This window comes from Labilibaculum filiforme, assembly GCF_002843315.1.
Lineage (GTDB): Bacteria > Bacteroidota > Bacteroidia > Bacteroidales > Marinifilaceae > Labilibaculum > Labilibaculum filiforme.
The window spans coordinates 40,532-60,497 of the sequence record NZ_MVDD01000011.1; the positions used below are offsets into that span (position 1 = coordinate 40,532).

Genomic DNA, 19,966 nt, shown 5'->3' on the forward strand with positions numbered 1-19,966 from the left:
ATTTGATAATTAAGAATTAAAAATTAAGAATTAAAAATTAGGGAATTCATATTGAAGCTTTGTGCTTAAACTTATCCATATTCTATTTGCAACTCTTCGCAAATGGGAATTTGATTTCACTCGAGCCTGAAGGGCTCCAACTCCAATAACCCGGGGTAAATGAGCGGCGCGAATGCCACCCTGGGATAAGAAGTGACAGTAAGTACCGACGCAGAAAAAAATGTCATTTGGAAAGCGAGACATCTTTGCGTCGGAATAGTAATACTGATGATTAAGAGTTATGAATTTGATAATTAAGAATTATAAATTAAGAATTAAAAAATGGGGAATTAACTTTGAAGTTTTTTGCTTAAAAATTAACAAGATTTTACCATATCTGCGGTTCACTTTTGTGTGTTGATAGTTGCTATTGAAATAACATTTTTTTTGAGTGCCTTAGGAGTTGGCATTTTATTAATTATTTAGAATAAGATTGATTTTAAACCAAACATCTTTAATTTAACGAATCACTATAGTCTATGAAATCCATCAAATTTTTAATTGTTTTTATTGTAATCATTGGCTTGGCATCTTGTTCGCAAACGAAAAAAGAGTCACAACAAATTTCAGAATCAGAAAAGCAGATCGCTAAAAAGATAGATGGTCTATTGTCTCAAATGAGTTATGCGGAAAAAATGGGGCAGCTATCTCAGGTGGTTCTCAAAAAGAGTGATGACAATTTAGAGCAACAAATTAGAGCCGGAAAAGTAGGTTCTTTGCTACTTTCTGCCGGTTCGATTCCCAGTGTGGCCAAGCGAAACGAAATGCAGAGAATTGCTGTGGAAGAATCAAGATTGGGCATTCCCATAATTTTTGGCCATGATGTGATTCATGGCTATAAAACCATTTTTCCCTTGTCTTTGGCGCAGTCGTGTACTTGGGATACCCTTTTGGTAAAAGAAGCGGCTTCGCTAGCAGCCAAGGAAGCTTCGGCATTTGGTATCGATTGGACATTTGCACCTATGGTGGATGTATCGCGCGATCCGAGATGGGGACGCATTGCAGAGTGCTTTGGTGAAGATGCTTATTTGAATGGATGTTTCGGTGCGGCATCCATAAAAGGCTATCAGGGAGAGGATGTTGCCAATCCTGAAAAGGTGGTGGCTTGCTTAAAGCATTTTGTAGGATATGGTGCTGCCATGGGCGGACGTGATTATCAGTACACCGAAATTTCGGAACGTAGCTTGCACGAGGTGTATTTGCCACCTTTTAAAGCAGGTGTTGATGCAGGAGCCTTAACGGTGATGAGTGCTTTTAACGATATAAATGGAATTCCATCTACTGCGAACGAGAAAAACCTGACTCAAATCTTAAAAAACAAATGGCAGTTTCCGGGTTTTGTGGTGAGCGATTGGGATGCCGTTGAGCACCTCACTCATCATGGTATGGCTGCCGATTCGATTGATGCTGGTGTAAAAGCATTGCATGCGGGCATCGATATGGAGATGAAGAGTTTGATTTACCCTAAAATCCCGAAAGGGAAAATTGATGGTGAGAAATTGGATGAGGCCGTTCGAAGAGTTTTGTATGTGAAATTTAGAAAGGCTTTGTTCGCAAATCCGTATACCGATGAGAAAAGACAAGATTCGGAATTGTTGAGCAAAGAGAAAAGAGCATTGGCTCGTAAAGTGGCTGCTCAAAGTATGGTTTTGCTCGAGAACAATCAGGTTTTGCCAATCCGCAAAGGAAAATTGGTGGTTTCGGTAGTGGGTCCTTTTGCCAAAGAAAAGCAACTGATGGGCTGGTGGCGATCGGAGGGAAATGAAAAAGATCTGGTTTCAGCCAGTAAAGGATTAAAAGACAATGCACCTGCAGGTGTTCAAGTCATTGATGAGGTAAATGCATCAACAGATGTCATTATTGCCTGTGTGGGTGAAAAACGCAATCTGTTTGGCGAAAACAATTCTCGTTCCGATATTCGCTTACCGAATAATCAAAGTGAATTTATTGAAGGGCTAAAAAAGCACAAAAAACCCATTGTTACTGTTGTATTTAATGGTCGCCCTTTGAATTTAGCCGCCGAAAAACAAAATTCTGATGCCTTGTTGATTGCCTGGCATCCGGGTACCGAAGCGGGAAATGCTTTGGCCGATCTTATTTATGGAAATGAAAATCCATCAGGAAAATTAACCACCACTTTTCCTGCCGCTACGGGACACATTCCAATGTATTATAACCACCGAAACAGTGGCAGACCAGAGTTGAATACCTACTTGCATCAACTGGTGAAGCCTTTGTATCCTTTTGGCTATGGTTTGACTTATTCGGTTTTTAAGTACGAGGATATCCAATTGTCATCTTCAAAAATGAACACGAAGGGATCGTTTGAGCTATCAGCAAAAATCACCAATACCAGTAAAACAGAGGGCACTGAAATTGTTCAATTGTACATTCACGATTTGGTAGGTTCTACCACTCGTCCGATAAAAGAATTGAAAGGCTTTAAAAAAATCAGCTTAAAAGCAGGAGAGGCTAAAGAGGTGAAATTTATTGTGAAGGCCAAAGATTTAGCAGTGCTGAATGCCGATTTGGAACCTGTAGTGGAAGCAGGAGAGTTTGAAGTGTGGATTGCTCCAAATTCGGACAAAGGATTGAAAGCAAGTTTTACGATTGAAGCGTCAAAAAATTAGAAGAAGATTTCAAACAATAAATCATCGGCCATGAGCCGTACTACCGATAGTAATATGGTCTTTTTATAGCTATAAAATAGAGAGATCTGTAAAGAATAAAATGATGATGCAGAAATTAACAATTGGATTGAGTTTACTGGTTCTAGGCCTGTTTTTGTCTTGCACAAACAGCACCGAACCAAAAATGAGTGAAAAAGCAGGGGCATTTCCACTTTACCTTAAAAATTTAGAGTCCGATAGAGAAGTAAGTTCGGCCATAAAACGCAGTTTTGAACACTACGAAGCACCTCGATTGTTAGATAATGAGTTGTACACCAATTTTAAGTATACCGAACTAAAAGGCTTGGATTACCATGGGGGAGATGGAACCATTACCCGTCGCGATCCGTCGAAAGTGATTTTTGAAGATGGAAAATATTACGTGTGGTACACGCATCGTAACACGGCTACAAAACCGATGGGCTACGAGAAGTGTAACGATACCATTCCATCGGTAGATTGGGATTTGGCCGAAATTTGGTACGCCACAAGTACCGATGGTTTTACCTGGGAAGAACAAGGTGTAGCCGTAACTCGTCCGCCAAAACCACAACCAGGCTGGCGTTCGGTAGCTACCTCTGATGTTTTAAAATGGAAAGGGAAATTCTATTTGTATTATCAGGCATTTAGTGCGCCAAGTGGAAAGAAAACTGCTGGCGGAGCTACTGATGCTTGTCCTGTGGCCATGTCGTATGCCGATTCGCCAAATGGACCGTGGACTGCTTTAAATAAAGTTGTGATTCCTTTCGGAGCCGAAAATGAATGGGATCATCGGGTTATTCACGATCCATATCCTTTGGTACACAATGGCAAAATTTACATTTACTACAAATCGGGCTTGGGCGAGCGAGATGCCAACCGTAAACATTGGGATTGCTGGGGCGTGACCATTGCCGATTCGCCAGAGGGACCTTTTGTGAAGCATCCGCTAAATCCGGTGATGAACTCGGGACATGAAACCATTCTGTTCCCATTTAAAGAGGGAGTAGCAGCTATTGTTGGAACCGATGGAATTGAGCATTACACCATACAGTATGCCAAAGACTGGGTGAACTTTGAGATTGCCGCAGTCACCCAATTGGTGCCGACCGCTGCAGGGCCTTTTTCACCCGATGCCTTTGCGGATAATAAAAATGCCGATGGTATAACTTGGGGATTGTCGCACTTTATTAATGCCGGTAACAATTGGAATAAAATGTATTCTAAACTGGGTCGCTTCGATTGCGACTTAAGTCAAAGTACCAACGATCCTAGCATGAAACAATCTAATGTACTCTTGCCAAACGAGCTGTATTTTAAGCAAGGATTAAGTCAACAACAACGCGAGCGAATTGCAAAAGAAAATGCAGAAGTGCTTAGTACCCAATAAAAATACCTGCTTAGCTTGTTCTTGCTGCAAATAAATTGCTTGAGAATAGCCGCAAAAGCAAAATAAATTCCAAAAAATAAACCCTTCGCGCCATTTGGTTCGAAGGGTTTGGTATTTGTTGTATGTAGTTAAAAGAAATATAATTTTTAAATAAACAAAAGAATATAGCTACCTGCAATTTTCCTCCCCCATATAATAGTAATTACTTGCGATAAGGGAACCAGACTATTTTGGTGGGGAGTGCGAAGCTTTTCGATTGCTTAAAATTGAAAATTTTATTTCTCACCTGTATTGACTTGTATTTTTGTAAAAGGTTTAATGGAAGACAGCTTTTTTTATAGAGTGTAATATTTGTTATCCGTTAAAGACATTATTTTACCATCGTGGATGGGTGATCTAGTCTATTGATTTAGTTTTTAGGTCAGTTGAAGCTATTTTTAAGCTAATGGGAGGAGTTTACAAGTCTGTTGATATCGTTTTTTGGTCTATTGAGATATAAAATGCCCCAATGGATAGGTGATACAAACCTTGGGATTAATGATTTCAAGGGTTTCGATAAAAACCTTTTTTTTGTAGCTGATTAAAAAAGAGATAGGAGACAGATCAGATCTTTTGCAAATTTTATTGGAACTTTGGTTTTTCCTTCTAAAACCTCCTGCCATTGTCTTACTTACCGATAATATTTTGCATACAAATCGTTGCGGTTATGTTGGGTGAAGCAGGCCATTTTCGATTTTCGAATGGTATCGAGTTGGTTGGGATCGATAGTAGTTGCACTAAAACCCTTTTCTAACGATTTGGATATGGTTTTTCCTTTAGGGTCGATAATAATACTTAAGCCAGGAATCGCTGTTCCTTTATCGGATACACCATTTAAATTGCAGGCCATCACATAAGAGGAATTATCGTAGGCACGTGTGCTTAAAAATCGCTCGAACCGATCCAGTTTTGTGTTGGCATCTTCTTTTGGCGAGGCAAAGGCGTAGGCGAGAATGCTGGCTTTTTGTTGCGCTTGTATGGTACTTACTATCGGAAAGTGCGACTCGTAGCACAGCTGCATTCCAATAACTTGCTGTGCCAAATTGCACACTGCAATTTCGTTACCAGCCGTAAAGGTATCTTTTTCGGTGGGGCCTAAATGTGTTTTTCGGTGAATGCCGGCAATTTCTCCATTTTCAAATAAAACTTGCGAGATGTAAATTTCCATTCCTATTTGTTCGGGAAAACCTACTGCAAAGGCAATATTTAAACGGGTAGAGGCATTCTTTAAAGCATTAAAAATAAGTTCCTTTTTTTGGTTGGCAGTCTTAATTACCTCTGTGTTTTTTGTGTAGCCAGTCAAATTTAATTCTGGAAAAAGCACAAAGTCAACCGCTTCTGCGCTTAGCTTAGTAAGCCATTTAATCGTTTCTTTTACATTAAAGTCAAAATCCCCAATAATCGATTGGATAGGCACTGCAGCAAGTTTCATTTTTTTGAATTTCGGTTCTTATTTTTTTATTCCATGCCATTAAAGGCTTTTCGGGAATAGTAAAGCTTGGGGGGATGATCCTCTAAATTAGATTCTTTTACTGCTTGCTGTCAGGTGTTTTTAGACGGCGGTTTTTCCTCGTTTTGTTTATTTAATTTGTCGATGGTATTATATTTTGCCTGTCTTTCCTGCCATCTATCCTTTGCATATTTTTGCATGTCGATAATGGTATCGGTTTCATCAATTATTTCCAAACCAAGCATGGTTTCAATAATATCTTCCATGCTTACAATTCCGTCTAAACCACCATATTCATCAACAATTAATGCAATGTGTTCTTTTTTCTCCAGTAGTTTTTCCCACAATGCAAATAGTACCATCGTATTGGGAACGGTAACTATTTTTCGTTTTACATCTTTCAGCTGTAAATTATGTTGGTCTTCTGCCAGTTTCTCAAAAACTTCCTGTCTAAAAACGTAGCCGGTTATGTTTTCATCATTTCCGGAATAAATTGGGATTCGGGAGAACCTTAAATAGTCTTTATTCTTTAAAAATTCGCTTAGAAAGAGGTTTTCATCGGCAACAGCAACAACAACTCTTGGAGTCATTATTTTGGTTGCTTTCACATTTTTAAGACGAAGTAAATTTTGAATTATTTTGTGTTCTTTATTGGTAAAAATACCTTCGTCGGCTCCAATATTTGTTAATGCTGCAATTTCCTCTCTACTAGTAGTTTGCTCCTGCTTATTTTTCGAAATAAGTTTCGTAAGCACTGCCGACAGAATTACCAAGGGATAGGTAATAATAATCATGCCTTGAATAATTTGAGAAGAAATCATGGCCAGATTTCTCCAATAGGTAGCGCCAATTGTTTTTGGAATTATTTCGGTGATCACCAAAATTAGAATGGTTAAAATTGCAGATACAATGCCAAATGAAGCTTCCCCAAAAAGTTGAACAGCTTGTGCTCCAACACCAGCGGCACCAACTGTATGCGCTACCGTATTTAAAGATAAAATTGCAGATAAAGGCTTATCAATATTGGTTTTTAAATCAATAAATGATTTTGCTTTATTGTCGCCATTTTCATGCTTAACCATTAAAAAGGATAGTGGTGTTGAAAGCAATACGGCTTCCATAATAGAACAGAGAAATGAAACAAATAGGGCCAGAAATAAATAGATGATCAGTAAGGTCATGTTTTTTTTTTCAAAATTTATAATGATACAAAAAAATAGGAAGCTGTTTTCTTTACCATGCGTCCTACAATTTTCACTAATTTTTTCGCGCTTTCGAAAACTTTTTGTTCAAAAAAAATTACTTACAAGAGCATGCAAAAACAAGTTGCATAAATTTAAATATTTATTTCGTAACGGGCAGTTTTCGTACTTAAATTAAGAAAGTTTTTAAATAGGGCAGGAGTGGATTTGTATCGCCTTGGCTTGCTGCTTTCCCGGCTTATACCATAGCCCCGTTCACTCCTATTACCTGTCCCGAAATCCATTTGGATTGATCGCTGGCTAAGAAAAGTACCACTTTAGCAATGTCACTTGGTTCGGCAAGTCGGTCGAAAGCGTTCTGACGGATCAATGTTTTTATAAACTCTTCCGATTTTCCGTTTAAAAAAAGTTCTGTGTTGGTTGGTCCTGGTGCTATCGCATTCACCGAAATTCCCCTGCCAATTTCTTTCGAGAAAACTCTTGTCATTTGTTCCACCGCAGCCTTCGATGCCGAATAAAGAGCATAGGATGGTAGCATTAATTTTACGGTGCTCGAGGAAAGATTAATTATTATTCCATTGTCCGATAGTTTAAAGAAAGCCTCCTGCAAGGTATTAAAGGTTCCTTTTACATTGATATCGAATTGTTTTATAAAATCAGCTTCGGTATTTTCCGCTAGTGGTTTATTAATCATTATACCTGCATTGTTGATTAAAACATCTACCTGACCATAGTGCTCCATCGCTTTGTCGAATAGCGATGTAACTTGCTTTTTATTGCTTACATCTGCTTGAATGGCAATTGCAGCACCACCTTCTTTTTTTATTTGTTCTACTGTATTTTTTGCCTCCTTTTCACTATTGGCATAGTTAACAACAATTTTGTCTCCGTTTTTAGCCAATAAAACCGCTATTTCTTTACCAATTCCTCGCGATGCTCCTGTTACTATTACTACTTTATTCATTTTCTATTTTATTAGGTGTTCAGCTTATTTTTAAGTTTTTGCCAATGCTAGTCGGTCAAAAAAAAAGATTCAGTTATACCAATTTAATTTCAAATGAATCATTTTATTAGATGTGTTTCGATGTTAATTTGGTATTATATGGTTTTAAACTTAAATATACTTGTTTTACGGAGACACAAAAAATAACTGTGCTTGTAATTTGCAACACTAAACTAAGTTTTTAGCGGTGTACATTTCAACATTATTTGGTCGAATAGGAGCGGGCTTGAATTGTTTTTATTGGTTTCAATTTGCAAGGCTGGTTCAATTACCATCTTTTTTCACCTCTTTTTCAGGAAAGCATTTTTATTGTCGGTAAAACAAAAAAATAAGCTGCAGATTGTTCTACAGCTTACTTCTATTTTTAAACTTACTACAAGTTTTTATGCTTGCGAGTGTGTCTGCTTTTATGCAACGGCCTTTCCGTAATATTTTTTCTTCAGCCAAAACGAAACCCGAACCAATAAAATTAAAGCAGGAACCTCCACCAAAGGGCCAATAACTCCTGCAAATGCTTGTCCCGAATTTAATCCGAAAACTGCAATGGCAACGGCAATTGCTAATTCGAAATTATTACCCGCAGCTGTAAAGGCTACCGAAGTTGTTTTGTCGTATGTTGCACCTGTTGCTTTGGTAACGAAAAATCCGATGATAAACATTAAGGTGAAATAGATCAGCAAAGGAACTGCAATAATCAGCACGTCCATTGGAATTTGAACAATCAATTCTCCTTTTAGCGAGAACATAACCACAATGGTAAACAAAAGAGCAATTAAGGTAATTGGTGAAATCTTTGGAATAAACTTTTTGGAGTACCATTCTTCTCCTTTTAGTTTTACTAAAATCAATCTACTTAGTATTCCCATAACAAACGGAATTCCTAAATAAATTGCTACACTTTCGGCGATCGTTCCGATGGAAATATCGACAATAGCACCTTCGAATCCAAAGTAGGGTGGAAGAACGGTAATAAAAATCCAGGCATAAAAACTGTATGCAAATACCTGAAAAATACTATTTAAGGCAACTAAGCCAGCTCCATATTCACTACTTCCTTCGGCAAGGTCGTTCCATACCAAAACCATTGCAATACAACGGGCCAAACCAATTAAAATAAGTCCAACCATGTATTCGGGATAATCGCGCAGAAAGGTAATTGCTAAAATAAACATCAAAACAGGACCAATGATCCAATTCAGAACTAGCGAAATAGAGAGAATTTTTGTGTTTCGGAAAACTTTTGGCAACAAGGCATAGTTCACTTTTGCCAAAGGCGGATACATCATTAATATCAAGCCAATTGCAATAGGAATATTGGTTGTTCCGCTACTAAATGAGTTAATGATATTTGGGAAAGTGGGTACGAAATAACCTATTCCAACTCCAATAGCCATTGCTACAAATATCCATATTGTTAGGTTTCTGTCCAGAAAACTTAATTTTTTACCTGCCATCTTTTAATATTTTATTTGAGAAAAAACGAATAATAGTTCGCTTGCAATCTGCAGACTTCTTTCTTTATATTTTTCAGCTTGTTGGGGCGTATTGTCGAATGCTTTCGGATCTTCAAAGGTAATTGGAATCCGTTTTTCGGCACCGGCAATAAAAGGACAAGCTCCATCGGCTTGCGAGCAAGTCATAATTGCTGCAAATCCCGATTTTGGGTTGAAATTATCATTTAGGCTTTTCGAAAATCCGATAATTGGATGCTCGTTATCGGCATATTTAATACTATAAATTGGGTTGTTGCTTTCGGCAATGGTCTCAATTTGAAAGCCTGACTCTTGCAATGTTTTGGCAACCATAGGAAAAAGAGCAGTGCCTTCGGTTCCGCCCGAATAACAAAATACATTTTTAATACCAAAATGGTGAGCCATGGCTTGTGCCCAAATTTGTGTTAAATGACTTCTCCGCGAGTTGTGGGTGCAAATAAAGTTGAGTCTTATTTCCTCCCCATTGGTAACTTTTGATTGAATAAAGTCACTTAGAGCTTGCAAAACTGCTTTACGCTCTGCCGAAATACTTTCCGGATTCAATCCCTTTATGGTTTGGTCTATTTCTGTAAATAGCATAACTTCTTATTTTTATTATTTTATTTTAAAATTATATCGTTTTTTTTAGCAACAGTTTCCATTGGGCGAACAACAAGTCACCACCTTTAAATCGGCAGGATTCAATTTGATTTTATCCTCGGGAATACCACATTTATCTTTGGCCAAACAGTCGGTTTGTTTGCTGCTTAGTAAGAAATTTTTTCCGTCAAAATCAAGTCCGAATTTTCCAATCGTTTCTGCTTGGTATTCTACTTCGATTTCTAAATCTTCTATTTTTAAAATTTTTTCGGAAAGCTCGATGATGTTCAACAATTTTTCGGGATGCAAGCGGTGGTCGTAGTCATTTGCATTCCAAAGTTGAAAGTTTACCACTTCTTCGTTTCTTACGGTTCCGCCACAATCAATAAAGTGTTTTGTGACTTTACCTACCTCGGTTACGTGAAAGTGCTGTGGTACTAATTCTCCGTTTGGCAATTGAAAGCTGATGGATTTCAATTCTTTTAATATCGATTTTACTGCTGATAATTTCATTTCTGTATCTATTTGTTGATTGCGATAATACGATTAATTCATTTAAATTTTTTAGCAACAATCGTCTAATTGACTTAGATCTTGATTTAGAAAATCGGAAAGAAGGCTTTTCATTGCAGTCCAATTTTCTTTGTGAATGCAATAGCAAACACTGGTACCTTCTACATTTCCTTTTATTAAGCCTAACTGTTTTAGTTCTTTTAAATGTTGCGAAATGGTTGGTTGGGCCAATCCAATTTCACTTACTAAATCTCCACAAATACACGAGTCTGTTTTAAAAAGGTATTGTAAGATAGAAACCCTTGCCGGATGTCCGAATGCTTTTGCAAAAAGAGCAATTTCATTTTGTTGATCGGTAAATATTTCTGTTTTTGCTAAACCCATTTCATTTATTTATTTGTTCATTGCAATATTACGATTAAGATTTAAAAAATCAAAATGATGCAGAGGATATTAATACAAAATTTATGTTTTTCAATGCAAATGGGAGTAATTTGTCGTGAAAAAGGACGGCCAGCTTTTAAAATTCGAGGAATGATTGAGGATTGGGTAAAATTGGCTTTTTCTACAGTTTTTCTCCGAGTTCAACTGTTTTTCTTCGTGCGAATGGGCATGGAGTTTATTGCATTTCCGCTTATTACCAGCAATAGCTTTCTTACAAATGAGCAATTTTACTTACATTTGCATCCCGAATTTAGTATCAACAAAGCAGGTGGCATCTCCCTGCGGTGAAGTAAAGAACTGTTTAATCGCGATTTGCGGTCTGTTTTTTCTTACTTCAATTAAAAAATAAAAAAATGCAAAATGAAATTTTATGGCTGGCCATGTTGCTGGCAAACTTCTTGTTCATTATTTTGGCGTATCGAATATTTGGTAAGTGGGGATTAATTATTTGGATTCCAATTTCGGTTATTGTTGCCAACATTCAAGTTATTCAAACTGTTGAGTTTTTTGGTTTAATTGCCACCTTAGGTAATATTGTTTATGCTTCGTCGTTTTTGGTGACCGATATATTATCGGAAAATTACGGGAAAGAAGACGCAAAAAAGGCGGTTTGGATTGGGTTTTTTAGTCTCATTTCCATGACCCTGTTAATGAATATGTCTTTGCTTTTTATTCCCTTAGCGGGAGATGAGTTTGCAGGCCGTGCACACGAAGCTACTAGTACTATTTTTAGTTTAATGCCTCGCATAGCGGTTGCTAGTTTGGTGGCATATTTACTTTCTCAAAGGCACGATGTGTGGGCTTATCATTTTTGGCGAAAACGCTTTCCAAACGAGAATCAAATTTGGATACGTAACAATTTGAGTACCATTATTTCTCAGTTTATAGATAGTACTGTTTTTGTACTTATTGCGTTTTGGGGAGTTTTCGAAACGTCTGTAATGTGGGAGATATTTATCACCACTTATTTCTTGAAATTTATTGTTGCTGTGGCCGATACGCCATTCGTATATTGGGGCAAAAGAATATTCAAAAAGGGAAAGTTCTATTTGGATTAATGTCTGTTTAAACGATGCCTTCATCTGGTTTGCAGTGGTTTAGAGAAATTTTCGTTTTACAAAATCATCAAAAACATCTTTGTACTGCTTGCTAATTGGAATACGTTCTTTTCCAAATAGAATACGATCTCGTTCTATGGTTTTAATTTTATCGAGACTCACGATATAGGAGCGATGGATTCGCATAAATTTATCAGTCGGTAATTTTTCTTCTAAGGATTTCATGGTAGCATGAAAAACGATTGGTTTTATCGAGTCTTCAACATATAATTTCACATAGTCTTTAAGACCTTCAATGTAAAGTATTTCGTTATAATCAACACGCTTTACTTGATAGTCGGCCTTTACAAACAGATAGTTTTCGTCGGTTTCCATTGCGGAATTGGGAGCAACAGATTGTAATAAATCAAAATGCTGTTTTGCATGCTTCACAGAGGTTAGGAATACCTCATAACTAATTGGCTTTAATAAATAATCGAGTGCATGTAATTGAAAGCCTTCAACGGCATATTTATTGTAGGCTGTAGTAAAAATGACTTTACAATCTTCATCAAGTGTTCGTGCGAATTCTATGCCTGTAAAATCGGGCATTTGAATGTCTAAAAAGATAAGTTGTACCGATTTTTTTTGTAAAAACTCCATGGCATCAATAGGATTATCGAATTCACCTTTTAATTCAAGGAAGGGAGTTTTTTTTATATGTGATACCATTAAGCCTAAGGCTAAGGGTTCATCGTCGATGGCTATGCATGTAATTTTGTTCATCCTTATAAATCTAATGGAATGGTTAAGTGAACCAGATACCGGCTTTTGTCTTTGTCTATTGTTAGCTCGGCCAGATTCCCATAAATAAGCTCTAAACGTTTTTTAATATTTACGATGCCAATTCCTCCTGTCCCCTGGGCAGTTTCCTGTTTGTTTTCGGGAATACTATTGGTGCATTCAAAAATGATAGTATTCATTTCTGCTTTCAGCGATATGGATATAAAGGAATTCTCCCGGTAGCTAATGCCATGCTTAAAAGCGTTTTCGATAAATGGGATGAATAACAATGGCGGTATTTTGGCATTGGGTAGTTGAGAATCGATGTCGACATTTAATTTTATTTTTGAACTTAGCCTTTGTTGCATCAAATCAATGTAGTTTTGCATAAATTCAAATTCCTTTTTTAGCTCTACCGTTTTAATATCCGATTCATAGATTAAATAACGCATTAATCCAGATAATTTTTCTACGGCTTTTTGAGCTCTATCTCCATCAATTGCAATTAATGCGTATATATTATTCAGTGAATTAAAAAAGAAATGAGGGCTAATTTGATTTTTTAGGAATGCCAACTCCGTATTTAGGCGCACTTTTTCAATTTCTTTTTGTTCATTTTCTTTGTGTTTTAAGCGTTGTATATTCGCCATTCCCGTGCTAAAACCAAGTACAACCGACAGTAAGAAGAAGTTGTCGATAATTTTAGGATGCAAGCCAAAAGTTCTTTTTGCATGGGCAACTTTTCCACCAATTATACTTTTAGGTCTTAAATTGTCTATCTGCAACAGCTCATATAAATATTGCGATGCAATAAGTAACAGAATGGTAAACAGTAATAGAACACCAATAAAATATAGTTTTTTCTTTTCGAAGAAAAAACGGGGAGCAATTACTAAATAATTAACATAGAAAGCTACAAGCATAAAAATTAGTTGATAATAGTAGCTATACATCCAAAAAATATCTCGGTCATCATTGCTATCAAATACAAAGAGTGGGAGAATGGAAAAAAGTAGTATGCCAGCAACATGAGGTAAGCATTTTTCTATTCTGTTTTTATAAATTTCCATACTGTAAATTTACTATTTTTAATATTGACAACTACAAAGCATGGCATTCATTTCACTATTCGTGACGTAATGCTTCAATTGGTTCCATTTTTGCCGCTTTTCGTGCAGGATACCATCCAAAAAATACACCAATAAATGTGCAAAATAAAAAGGATAATAGGATCGAATTTGTTGTAATTAAAACGGGCCATCCCAATGCATCTTCTACAATATTTGATGCTGTAATTCCTAGTACGATACCAATAATGCCGCCAAAAACACTTAAAAGGGTAGCTTCTAAAAGAAACTGACGCAAAATATCTTTCCCTTTTCCACCAATAGCCATACGTAAGCCTATTTCGCGTGTTCGTTCGGTAACCGACACGTACATAATATTCATAATTCCAATGCCACCTACAATTAAGGATATACCCGCTATGGAGCCTAACAAAACCAACATCATTTCCGATATCGAACCAAAATTGCTAATGAGCTCTTCTTGAGTTCTTATTTCAAAATCATCATCTGCACTCTCTTTTAATTTATGAGCTGTACGCAACAGCTTGGTTATTTCAGCACTTGTTGCCACAATCTGATCTTCCGATTTGGCCGATATAACAATGGCGCGTAAATACGTTTGTCTGTTAATACGTTTCATTACCGTTGTGTAGGGTGCAAGTATCATATCATCCTGATCTTGCCCAAAGGTGTTGTTACCTTTCTCCTTTAAAGTACCAATGACTTTAAACGGAATGTTATTAAATCGTATGCTCTTACCAATAGGATCTTCACCTTCGGCAAATACATTCTCAATTACGGTTTGTCCGACCAAGCATACCTTAGCAGCCTTTTTTATTTCTGCCGAAGTGTAAATTCGTCCAGTTTCAACTTCATATTTTTTAATGAAAGAATACTCCTCGTTGCCACTATAAATTTGAGTGGGCCAGTTGTTGGCGCCATATATTACCTGCCCGCTGCCATCTACCTCGGGGGATATGGCATTAATAAGAAGGCTCTTACTTTTTAAATAGTCAACATCGCTTACTTTTAGTTTTTGTGAAGTAGATTGCCCTTGGTGCACACCACCACGATTCTGACTTTCGGGTTTTACGCTAATCAGATTGGTTCCCATAGAGGAAATTGTACTGCGAATACTTGCATTCGATCCTTGGCCAATGGCCAACATGGCAATTACGGCAGCTACACCTATTACAATGCCAAGCATGGTTAAAAACGAACGCATTTTATTTCGGATAATAGCTGCGGTGGCGATCTTAAATAAATTAATCAGTTTCATTGTTTTATACTTTTTTTATGAAAATCTAATTGCCAAAGGCATACGTTTCGTCTTTTAATTGAGCAAGAGCAGTAATTGCATTTTGTCTGTTGCTTATTCTTTCGTCTTTAATGATAAGTCCATCACGAAAAACAACATTTCGTTTTGTAAATTCGGCAATGTCTGGTTCGTGTGTAACAAAACAAACGGTCATTCCATTATTGTTTAGCTGCTGAAAAAGAGCCATTATTTCAAAAGAAGTTCGTGTGTCAAGATTCCCAGTTGCTTCGTCGGCAAAAATTACTACCGGATCATTTACCATGGAGCGTGCAATAGCTACCCGTTGCTGCTGTCCGCCCGACATTTGATTGGATAAATGCTTCATTCTATCTTTTAAGCCAACAGCAATTAATGCTTGTTCTGCTTTTTCTCTTCGTTCCGTATTGCTAACCAAAGGGTTGTACAGTAAAGGTAATTCTACATTTTCAAGTGCTGATGTTCGGGGCAATAGGTTGTAGGATTGAAATACGAAACCTAGCTTTTGATTTCGAATAGTCGCTAATTGGTTCCTGTTTAATGATTTCACATTTCCACCATCTAAAAAATAATCGCCTGAACTAGGCAAATCGAGGCATCCTAGTATGTTAAGTAACGTGGATTTTCCAGAGCCACTTGTGCCCATTATGGCTACAAATTCTCCTTTCGAAATAGTTAAGTCTACACCTCGTAAGGCCTTTACAGTTTCCTCGCCAACCTGATAATTTTTATGAAGGTTTTTTATTTCGATAATTGTCTTGTTGTTCATTTTAGTCCTTTTTACATGATGATCAATAGTTTCAAAAGCCTTGTGTTAGCGAGGAGGTCCGCCAGCGCCATTTTTTCCTTTTGGTCCTTCCTGAATAAAGGGACTTTTTTGATCCTCATTCTTTTGAGGTAGAGTACTTTCTTCAGAGTCATTGGTTAATGTTAAAGAAGTAACAAGAATATCGCCTTCCTTTAATCCTGAGATTACTTCCATGTTGGAACCATCATTAATGCCTATTTCAACGACAAGTGGATGTATTTCCTCTCCATTTTTTACCCAAACCATTTTGTGTGCATCGTCTAATTCCGGCATGTTTCCTCTTGGAGGCTTAGGTCTGTTATCATTATTTATTGTATTGGAATCATCCGATGGGGCGTTTTGTACTTCCTTCAACAGACTTCTTTTATATTCTTCTAACAATTGTTGGTTTGGAGTAAAACGAGTTGCTTTTCCTGCTATTAGCAGCACATCATTAGCCTCTTCAACAAAAGTGGTAATACTTGCTGTCATTCCTGGTTTCAATTTTAAATCAGGATTACTTACGCTAATAATTACGATGTAAGTAATTACATTGGATGCTTCGTTTGGTTGTAATCGAATTTCCGATACTTTCCCTGTAAAATTAAGATCGGGAAACGCATCTACAGTAAATTCAACTCGTTGATTTTCTTTTATCATTCCTATGTCTGCTTCGTCGATATTTGCTTCTACCTGCATTTCCTTTAAATCGTTAGTAATGGTAAAAAGTTCAGGAGTATTCATGCTCGCAGCAACTGTTTGTCCGGCTTCTACTGCACGATTAAGCACAATTCCATCAATTGGAGAGTAGATAGTAGCATAGCTTAAATTACGAGCCGATCGATCCAAATTTGCTTTGGCAGATTTTACAGATGCTTTGCTCTTTTTTAAGTTGTAAACTACTAAATCGTAATCGCTTTTGGCTAAAAGTTCCTTGTCATAAAGAACTTTCATTCGCAAGTGATTGGAATTTTGATATTCGTATTCTGCTTGAGCATTATCTAAATCTGCTTGAGCATTTTCCAGACTCGATTGCAAGGTGTATTTATCGAGTTCGGCAATTAATTGGCCTTTTTTAACTACCGAATTAAAATCGACATATAGTTTTTCAATAACACCGGATACTTGAGTGCCAACCACCACTGTATTAGTAGCTTCTAGTGTTCCGGTTGCTGTAATGGTATTACTTAACGATCCTTTTTTTACTAGCTCTGTTTCAATAACAAATTTATGCTCATTTTCAATCCATGATATATAGGTGATAGAAATCACAGTAATTAAGAGGATGCCGATTGCGCTTAGTACTAATTTCTTGCGTGGAAAATTTATCTTTTTCATCATCATTGTATTTAAAATAATATCGTATTGCCTAAATAGTAATCAATAATTTTATTTTGCAGTAACACATTGTATTTTGCTTGTGTTAGTTTGTTTTCTGCACTTACTAAATTGTTTTTTGAAGTCAGAAAGTCCACCGAATTAATCATGCCTTGTGTAAACATTTCATTGGAGAGCTGATAGGATTCGTTTTCTGCATCATACTGCTCTTGTAATGCTAAATAGTTACTACTTGCTATTTGAGCATCAGTACAAGCTTGCTCGATATATTTTCGCAGGTCGGTTTTTAAATCGATTAAAGTGAGCGCTTCATTATGAGTTTGTATGTTGGCAATTTTTACATTGGTTTTTACTTTTTTTCGTTGAAAAATTGGAACGGATAACGAAAGTCCGATGGATGGATTAATTTGATTGGAAAACTGATCGCTAAAATTAACAGGATCCAAATCAGAAGAGTATCCGGTTCCAATACTGCCGCCTAATGATAGTTGAGGCATTGCATCGGCTTGTGCAAGCTTTATATTCATTTGCGCACTTTTCAGGTTTAATTCGGCAACCTTAATGCTTGGTTGTATTCCTAAAGCAACATTGTAAATAAAATTGGCATCGGTTACTGATACCGTTTTTAGTAAAGCATCAATATTCGGCTCTTGTATGGTAAATGAATCGTTAATGGGCATGTTCATTAACTGCATTAAAGCAACCATATTTACTCGAAGTGTATTTTTAGCATCAACAAATACGGCTTTATCCGAAGCATATTGCGATTTTATATTTAAGAAATCGGTAGTGGAAATAATTCCAGCAGCTTTTCTTGCTTCGGCCAATTCAAATTGTTTTGCTGTTGATGCAAGTTGAACATCGGAGTTGTTAACATTCTTTATTGCCAGCAAAGTAGTTATGTAGGACGAAAGTATGTTTAAGCTAATTAATTCTTTTTCAGTTTGAATATCGGTATCAGATGCTGCTAGTTTCGTTTTGTTTTGAGCAATGGTATTTTTGAGTTTTGCTCCATTGTATAAAGTAATTTCAGAGTTTAAAGAGACAGAAAGCTTAGAGCTTGAGTTTTGTTTCCAACTTTCATCCGTATCGCTATACTCGTAATTTTTTGTGGAGCTTATTGTTTGGCTGCCATTTAGAAATAAATTGGGTCCTCGTTCTGCTTTCGATTGAGACAAATAGGCTTTTTGAATCGCAGTGCTGTTATTTGCTCTGCTTATTTCGGTGCTATTTTCCCATGCGTAATTGATACAATCATTTAACGAGAAGGCCTGCTCTTGTGCTTGTATCAATTTAGGAATAATACCTAGTACAATAATCTGTATTAAAATGAAGTGCTTTATCATATAACCTTTGTTTAAATTTCAAAACAAAGATTCTTCTAATTAGAATGCCTATCAATTCGTTTAGACTATTACAGGCTTATTTTAGAAGTTTGATGGGTTTTTATCGATAAGTGTTTTTGGGAAAATCACAAAAAGCGTTAAAATAGGGAAGGAGTGTAGCTTGTTTGGTTGCAGTAATTGAGCTAAAATCTCCCTTGGTTCTATGGTTAATCAAAGAATTGATTTCAATTTTTTATTAGCAGGTTTGGTAGAAGAAATAGGATATATTTCGGTTGAAGGCTGGTAGTTTTTTAATTGTTTCGCAGAATATAGGTAGTAGTAGCTTATGTTTTAGATGCTTGTAATTTGCTTCAAGAATTTGTTAAATAATTTTATCATGTTAACTATGGATTTGTAAATTAATAATTGTAATTTCAGTGCTCATTGTAAAAAAAAGAGAATGACATCTTTTATTATTTAAAAACCTAATGCAATTTTAGTATGAATATTTTTAAACAAATTTTACTTGCTTTTTTAACTGTAGTTTGTCTGGTATCGTGTGATAAGGAAGATACTGATGAAAAAAGTGAGATTTTAGATCGCGTAAGTATTAATGCGAAATGGGTGGTTGAAGGTACCAGCGAATTTAAATCATTCGAATTCAATGAAAGTGGCAATTATATTGTGATAAAAGAAAGCACAACGAAGTCGTCTGAAAACAATTCAATATTATTTGGAACTTATGAATACGACGATGATAAAACACTTATTCTTTCTGATTTGGGGACAATAATTATCTCTGATTTTGGAACAGATAATATCACTTTTGTTGTTAATGGTACAAGTGGTGATATTACTTTGAATGCAAATAAACAGAAGGAAATGGATCGTTCTGAACAGACTGATTTATTTTGTAGAACTTGGAAAATGTCTAGTTTAAATGGTGTTGATGTTGCAGGTACAGATCTTGAGATGACTGTTGTATTCTCTAGATCGGGCACATATTTCGTTAAGTATGTAAAGCCTGTTAATGGTATTATTGGAGGCTTGGCGAAATGGTCATGGCTAAATACTAAGAAAACAGAATTCGTGTATTCTTGGGAACTTTCTATTGGAAATGAGGACGAAGGAACTGTTGAGATTATTGAAGTAACTAGTGATATGTTGAAAGTACTGGAGGTGTTTGAAGACGGGGAGGAGGAACTTTCGATTCTTGTTCCTGTTGCTAATTAATAGAATAGATATTTAAGAAATCTATTTAGAGAGCTGGTTTTATTCAATAATTATCATTTTGAATAAAATCAGCTTTCTTTATTTACGCTTTCATGCTCGATAAAAAAGCATATGTGCAGATTTATGAATAGGAGCGATGTCTTAAAAATACAAATTATTAAGAGGAGGTGTTGATTCTAAATGATCTCTTGTTTTACTATTCTAGCTTCTCAGGTGAGTGGTGATGGCTTGATATGTGAAAAAGTGTATCGTTTTTGTGTAAATTAGGTTTAACTTTTCATTCTATCTTTAAACAATTGGAA

General features: G+C 36.4%; 18 protein-coding genes. 5 read left to right on the forward strand and 13 right to left on the reverse strand.

Annotation, left to right across the window (positions count from 1 at the left end):
- Window positions 1-518 precede the first annotated feature (518 nt).
- Together BZG02_RS14500 and BZG02_RS14505 are read left to right on the forward strand one after the other, a co-directional pair.
- Complete coding sequence (locus BZG02_RS14500; protein WP_101262164.1) at window positions 519-2,669, forward strand: glycoside hydrolase family 3 N-terminal domain-containing protein; 2,151 nt, start codon at window positions 519-521, stop codon at window positions 2,667-2,669.
- A 103-nt stretch (window positions 2,670-2,772) separates the two neighbouring features.
- Entirely contained in the window at window positions 2,773-4,077 is a 1,305-nt protein-coding gene (locus tag BZG02_RS14505; RefSeq protein ID WP_218972250.1) for a glycoside hydrolase family 117 protein, read from the forward strand.
- A gap of 670 nt (window positions 4,078-4,747) precedes the next feature.
- On the opposite strand, the gene BZG02_RS14510 is transcribed toward BZG02_RS14505, so the two are convergent.
- The 7 genes from BZG02_RS14510 to BZG02_RS14540 form a co-directional block, all read right to left on the reverse strand.
- Complete coding sequence (locus tag BZG02_RS14510; RefSeq protein WP_101262165.1) at window positions 4,748-5,548, reverse strand: carbon-nitrogen hydrolase family protein; 801 nt, start codon at window positions 5,546-5,548, stop codon at window positions 4,748-4,750.
- Between the two features lie 110 nt (window positions 5,549-5,658).
- The gene (locus BZG02_RS14515) at window positions 5,659-6,747 is read right to left on the reverse strand and encodes a CNNM domain-containing protein (protein WP_101262166.1); all 1,089 of its coding nucleotides are present in this window, start codon (window positions 6,745-6,747) and stop codon (window positions 5,659-5,661) included.
- Between the two features lie 259 nt (window positions 6,748-7,006).
- Complete coding sequence (locus BZG02_RS14520; RefSeq protein ID WP_101262167.1) at window positions 7,007-7,732, reverse strand: SDR family oxidoreductase; 726 nt, start codon at window positions 7,730-7,732, stop codon at window positions 7,007-7,009.
- 446 nt (window positions 7,733-8,178) lie between these two features.
- Entirely contained in the window at window positions 8,179-9,225 is a 1,047-nt protein-coding gene (gene arsB, locus BZG02_RS14525) for an ACR3 family arsenite efflux transporter (RefSeq protein WP_101262168.1), read from the reverse strand.
- Between the two features lie 3 nt (window positions 9,226-9,228).
- The gene (locus BZG02_RS14530) at window positions 9,229-9,843 is read right to left on the reverse strand and encodes an arsenate-mycothiol transferase ArsC (RefSeq protein ID WP_101262169.1); all 615 of its coding nucleotides are present in this window, start codon (window positions 9,841-9,843) and stop codon (window positions 9,229-9,231) included.
- 45 nt (window positions 9,844-9,888) lie between these two features.
- A complete protein-coding gene (locus BZG02_RS14535) occupies window positions 9,889-10,356 on the reverse strand; it encodes a DUF6428 family protein (RefSeq protein WP_101262170.1) in 468 nt (155 codons plus the stop codon).
- Window positions 10,357-10,407: 51 nt separating this feature from the next.
- Window positions 10,408-10,740, reverse strand: coding sequence for an ArsR/SmtB family transcription factor (locus tag BZG02_RS14540; RefSeq protein WP_101262171.1), 333 nt, complete (start codon window positions 10,738-10,740; stop codon window positions 10,408-10,410).
- 54 nt (window positions 10,741-10,794) lie between these two features.
- On the opposite strand from BZG02_RS14540, the gene BZG02_RS14545 reads away from it, so the two are divergent.
- The gene (locus BZG02_RS14545; protein ID WP_143470484.1) at window positions 10,795-11,088 is read left to right on the forward strand and encodes a hypothetical protein; all 294 of its coding nucleotides are present in this window, start codon (window positions 10,795-10,797) and stop codon (window positions 11,086-11,088) included.
- Window positions 11,089-11,153: 65 nt separating this feature from the next.
- Complete coding sequence (locus BZG02_RS14550) at window positions 11,154-11,858, forward strand: queuosine precursor transporter (RefSeq protein WP_101262173.1); 705 nt, start codon at window positions 11,154-11,156, stop codon at window positions 11,856-11,858.
- Between the two features lie 39 nt (window positions 11,859-11,897).
- On the opposite strand, the gene BZG02_RS14555 is transcribed toward BZG02_RS14550, so the two are convergent.
- From BZG02_RS14555 to BZG02_RS14580, 6 genes are read right to left on the reverse strand one after another with little or no spacing between them, the layout of a single operon-like run.
- On the reverse strand, window positions 11,898-12,623 hold the full coding sequence (locus BZG02_RS14555; protein WP_101262174.1) for a LytR/AlgR family response regulator transcription factor: 726 nt from the start codon (window positions 12,621-12,623) through the stop codon (window positions 11,898-11,900).
- 2 nt (window positions 12,624-12,625) lie between these two features.
- On the reverse strand, window positions 12,626-13,690 hold the full coding sequence (locus BZG02_RS14560) for a sensor histidine kinase (RefSeq protein ID WP_101262175.1): 1,065 nt from the start codon (window positions 13,688-13,690) through the stop codon (window positions 12,626-12,628).
- 55 nt (window positions 13,691-13,745) lie between these two features.
- Window positions 13,746-14,966 carry an ABC transporter permease gene (locus tag BZG02_RS14565; RefSeq protein ID WP_101262176.1) on the reverse strand — a complete coding sequence of 407 codons (1,221 nt, stop codon included), beginning with the start codon at window positions 14,964-14,966 and terminating at the stop codon, window positions 13,746-13,748.
- Between the two features lie 25 nt (window positions 14,967-14,991).
- Window positions 14,992-15,750, reverse strand: a complete 759-nt coding sequence (locus BZG02_RS14570; protein ID WP_101262177.1) for an ABC transporter ATP-binding protein — start codon at window positions 15,748-15,750, stop codon at window positions 14,992-14,994.
- A gap of 45 nt (window positions 15,751-15,795) precedes the next feature.
- Complete coding sequence (locus BZG02_RS14575) at window positions 15,796-17,106, reverse strand: efflux RND transporter periplasmic adaptor subunit (RefSeq protein WP_180335737.1); 1,311 nt, start codon at window positions 17,104-17,106, stop codon at window positions 15,796-15,798.
- Window positions 17,107-17,117: 11 nt separating this feature from the next.
- Window positions 17,118-18,452 (reverse strand): TolC family protein, encoded by a 1,335-nt coding sequence (locus BZG02_RS14580; RefSeq protein ID WP_101262179.1) that lies wholly within the window; start codon window positions 18,450-18,452, stop codon window positions 17,118-17,120.
- A gap of 480 nt (window positions 18,453-18,932) precedes the next feature.
- Here BZG02_RS14580 and BZG02_RS14585 point away from each other — a divergent pair, with 480 nt between their 5' ends.
- On the forward strand, window positions 18,933-19,664 hold the full coding sequence (locus tag BZG02_RS14585; protein ID WP_101262180.1) for a hypothetical protein: 732 nt from the start codon (window positions 18,933-18,935) through the stop codon (window positions 19,662-19,664).
- The last annotated feature ends 302 nt before the right edge of the window (window positions 19,665-19,966 follow it).

Excerpts from the sequence above, each read along its gene's own strand:
- BZG02_RS14500 (WP_101262164.1), top strand. The coding sequence starts at position 519 with ATGAAATCCATCAAATTTTTAATTGTTTTTATTGTAATCATTGGCTTG.
- BZG02_RS14505 (WP_218972250.1), top strand. The coding sequence starts at position 2,773 with ATGATGCAGAAATTAACAATTGGATTGAGTTTACTGGTTCTAGGCCTG.
- BZG02_RS14510 (WP_101262165.1), bottom strand. The coding sequence starts at position 5,548 with ATGAAACTTGCTGCAGTGCCTATCCAATCGATTATTGGGGATTTTGAC.
- BZG02_RS14515 (WP_101262166.1), bottom strand. The coding sequence starts at position 6,747 with ATGACCTTACTGATCATCTATTTATTTCTGGCCCTATTTGTTTCATTT.
- BZG02_RS14520 (WP_101262167.1), bottom strand. The coding sequence starts at position 7,732 with ATGAATAAAGTAGTAATAGTAACAGGAGCATCGCGAGGAATTGGTAAA.
- arsB (WP_101262168.1), bottom strand. The coding sequence starts at position 9,225 with ATGGCAGGTAAAAAATTAAGTTTTCTGGACAGAAACCTAACAATATGG.
- BZG02_RS14530 (WP_101262169.1), bottom strand. The coding sequence starts at position 9,843 with ATGCTATTTACAGAAATAGACCAAACCATAAAGGGATTGAATCCGGAA.
- BZG02_RS14535 (WP_101262170.1), bottom strand. The coding sequence starts at position 10,356 with ATGAAATTATCAGCAGTAAAATCGATATTAAAAGAATTGAAATCCATC.
- BZG02_RS14540 (WP_101262171.1), bottom strand. The coding sequence starts at position 10,740 with ATGGGTTTAGCAAAAACAGAAATATTTACCGATCAACAAAATGAAATT.
- BZG02_RS14545 (WP_143470484.1), top strand. The coding sequence starts at position 10,795 with ATGATGCAGAGGATATTAATACAAAATTTATGTTTTTCAATGCAAATG.
- BZG02_RS14550 (WP_101262173.1), top strand. The coding sequence starts at position 11,154 with ATGCAAAATGAAATTTTATGGCTGGCCATGTTGCTGGCAAACTTCTTG.
- BZG02_RS14555 (WP_101262174.1), bottom strand. The coding sequence starts at position 12,623 with ATGAACAAAATTACATGCATAGCCATCGACGATGAACCCTTAGCCTTA.
- BZG02_RS14560 (WP_101262175.1), bottom strand. The coding sequence starts at position 13,690 with ATGGAAATTTATAAAAACAGAATAGAAAAATGCTTACCTCATGTTGCT.
- BZG02_RS14565 (WP_101262176.1), bottom strand. The coding sequence starts at position 14,966 with ATGAAACTGATTAATTTATTTAAGATCGCCACCGCAGCTATTATCCGA.
- BZG02_RS14570 (WP_101262177.1), bottom strand. The coding sequence starts at position 15,750 with ATGAACAACAAGACAATTATCGAAATAAAAAACCTTCATAAAAATTAT.
- BZG02_RS14575 (WP_180335737.1), bottom strand. The coding sequence starts at position 17,106 with ATGAAAAAGATAAATTTTCCACGCAAGAAATTAGTACTAAGCGCAATC.
- BZG02_RS14580 (WP_101262179.1), bottom strand. The coding sequence starts at position 18,452 with ATGATAAAGCACTTCATTTTAATACAGATTATTGTACTAGGTATTATT.
- BZG02_RS14585 (WP_101262180.1), top strand. The coding sequence starts at position 18,933 with ATGAATATTTTTAAACAAATTTTACTTGCTTTTTTAACTGTAGTTTGT.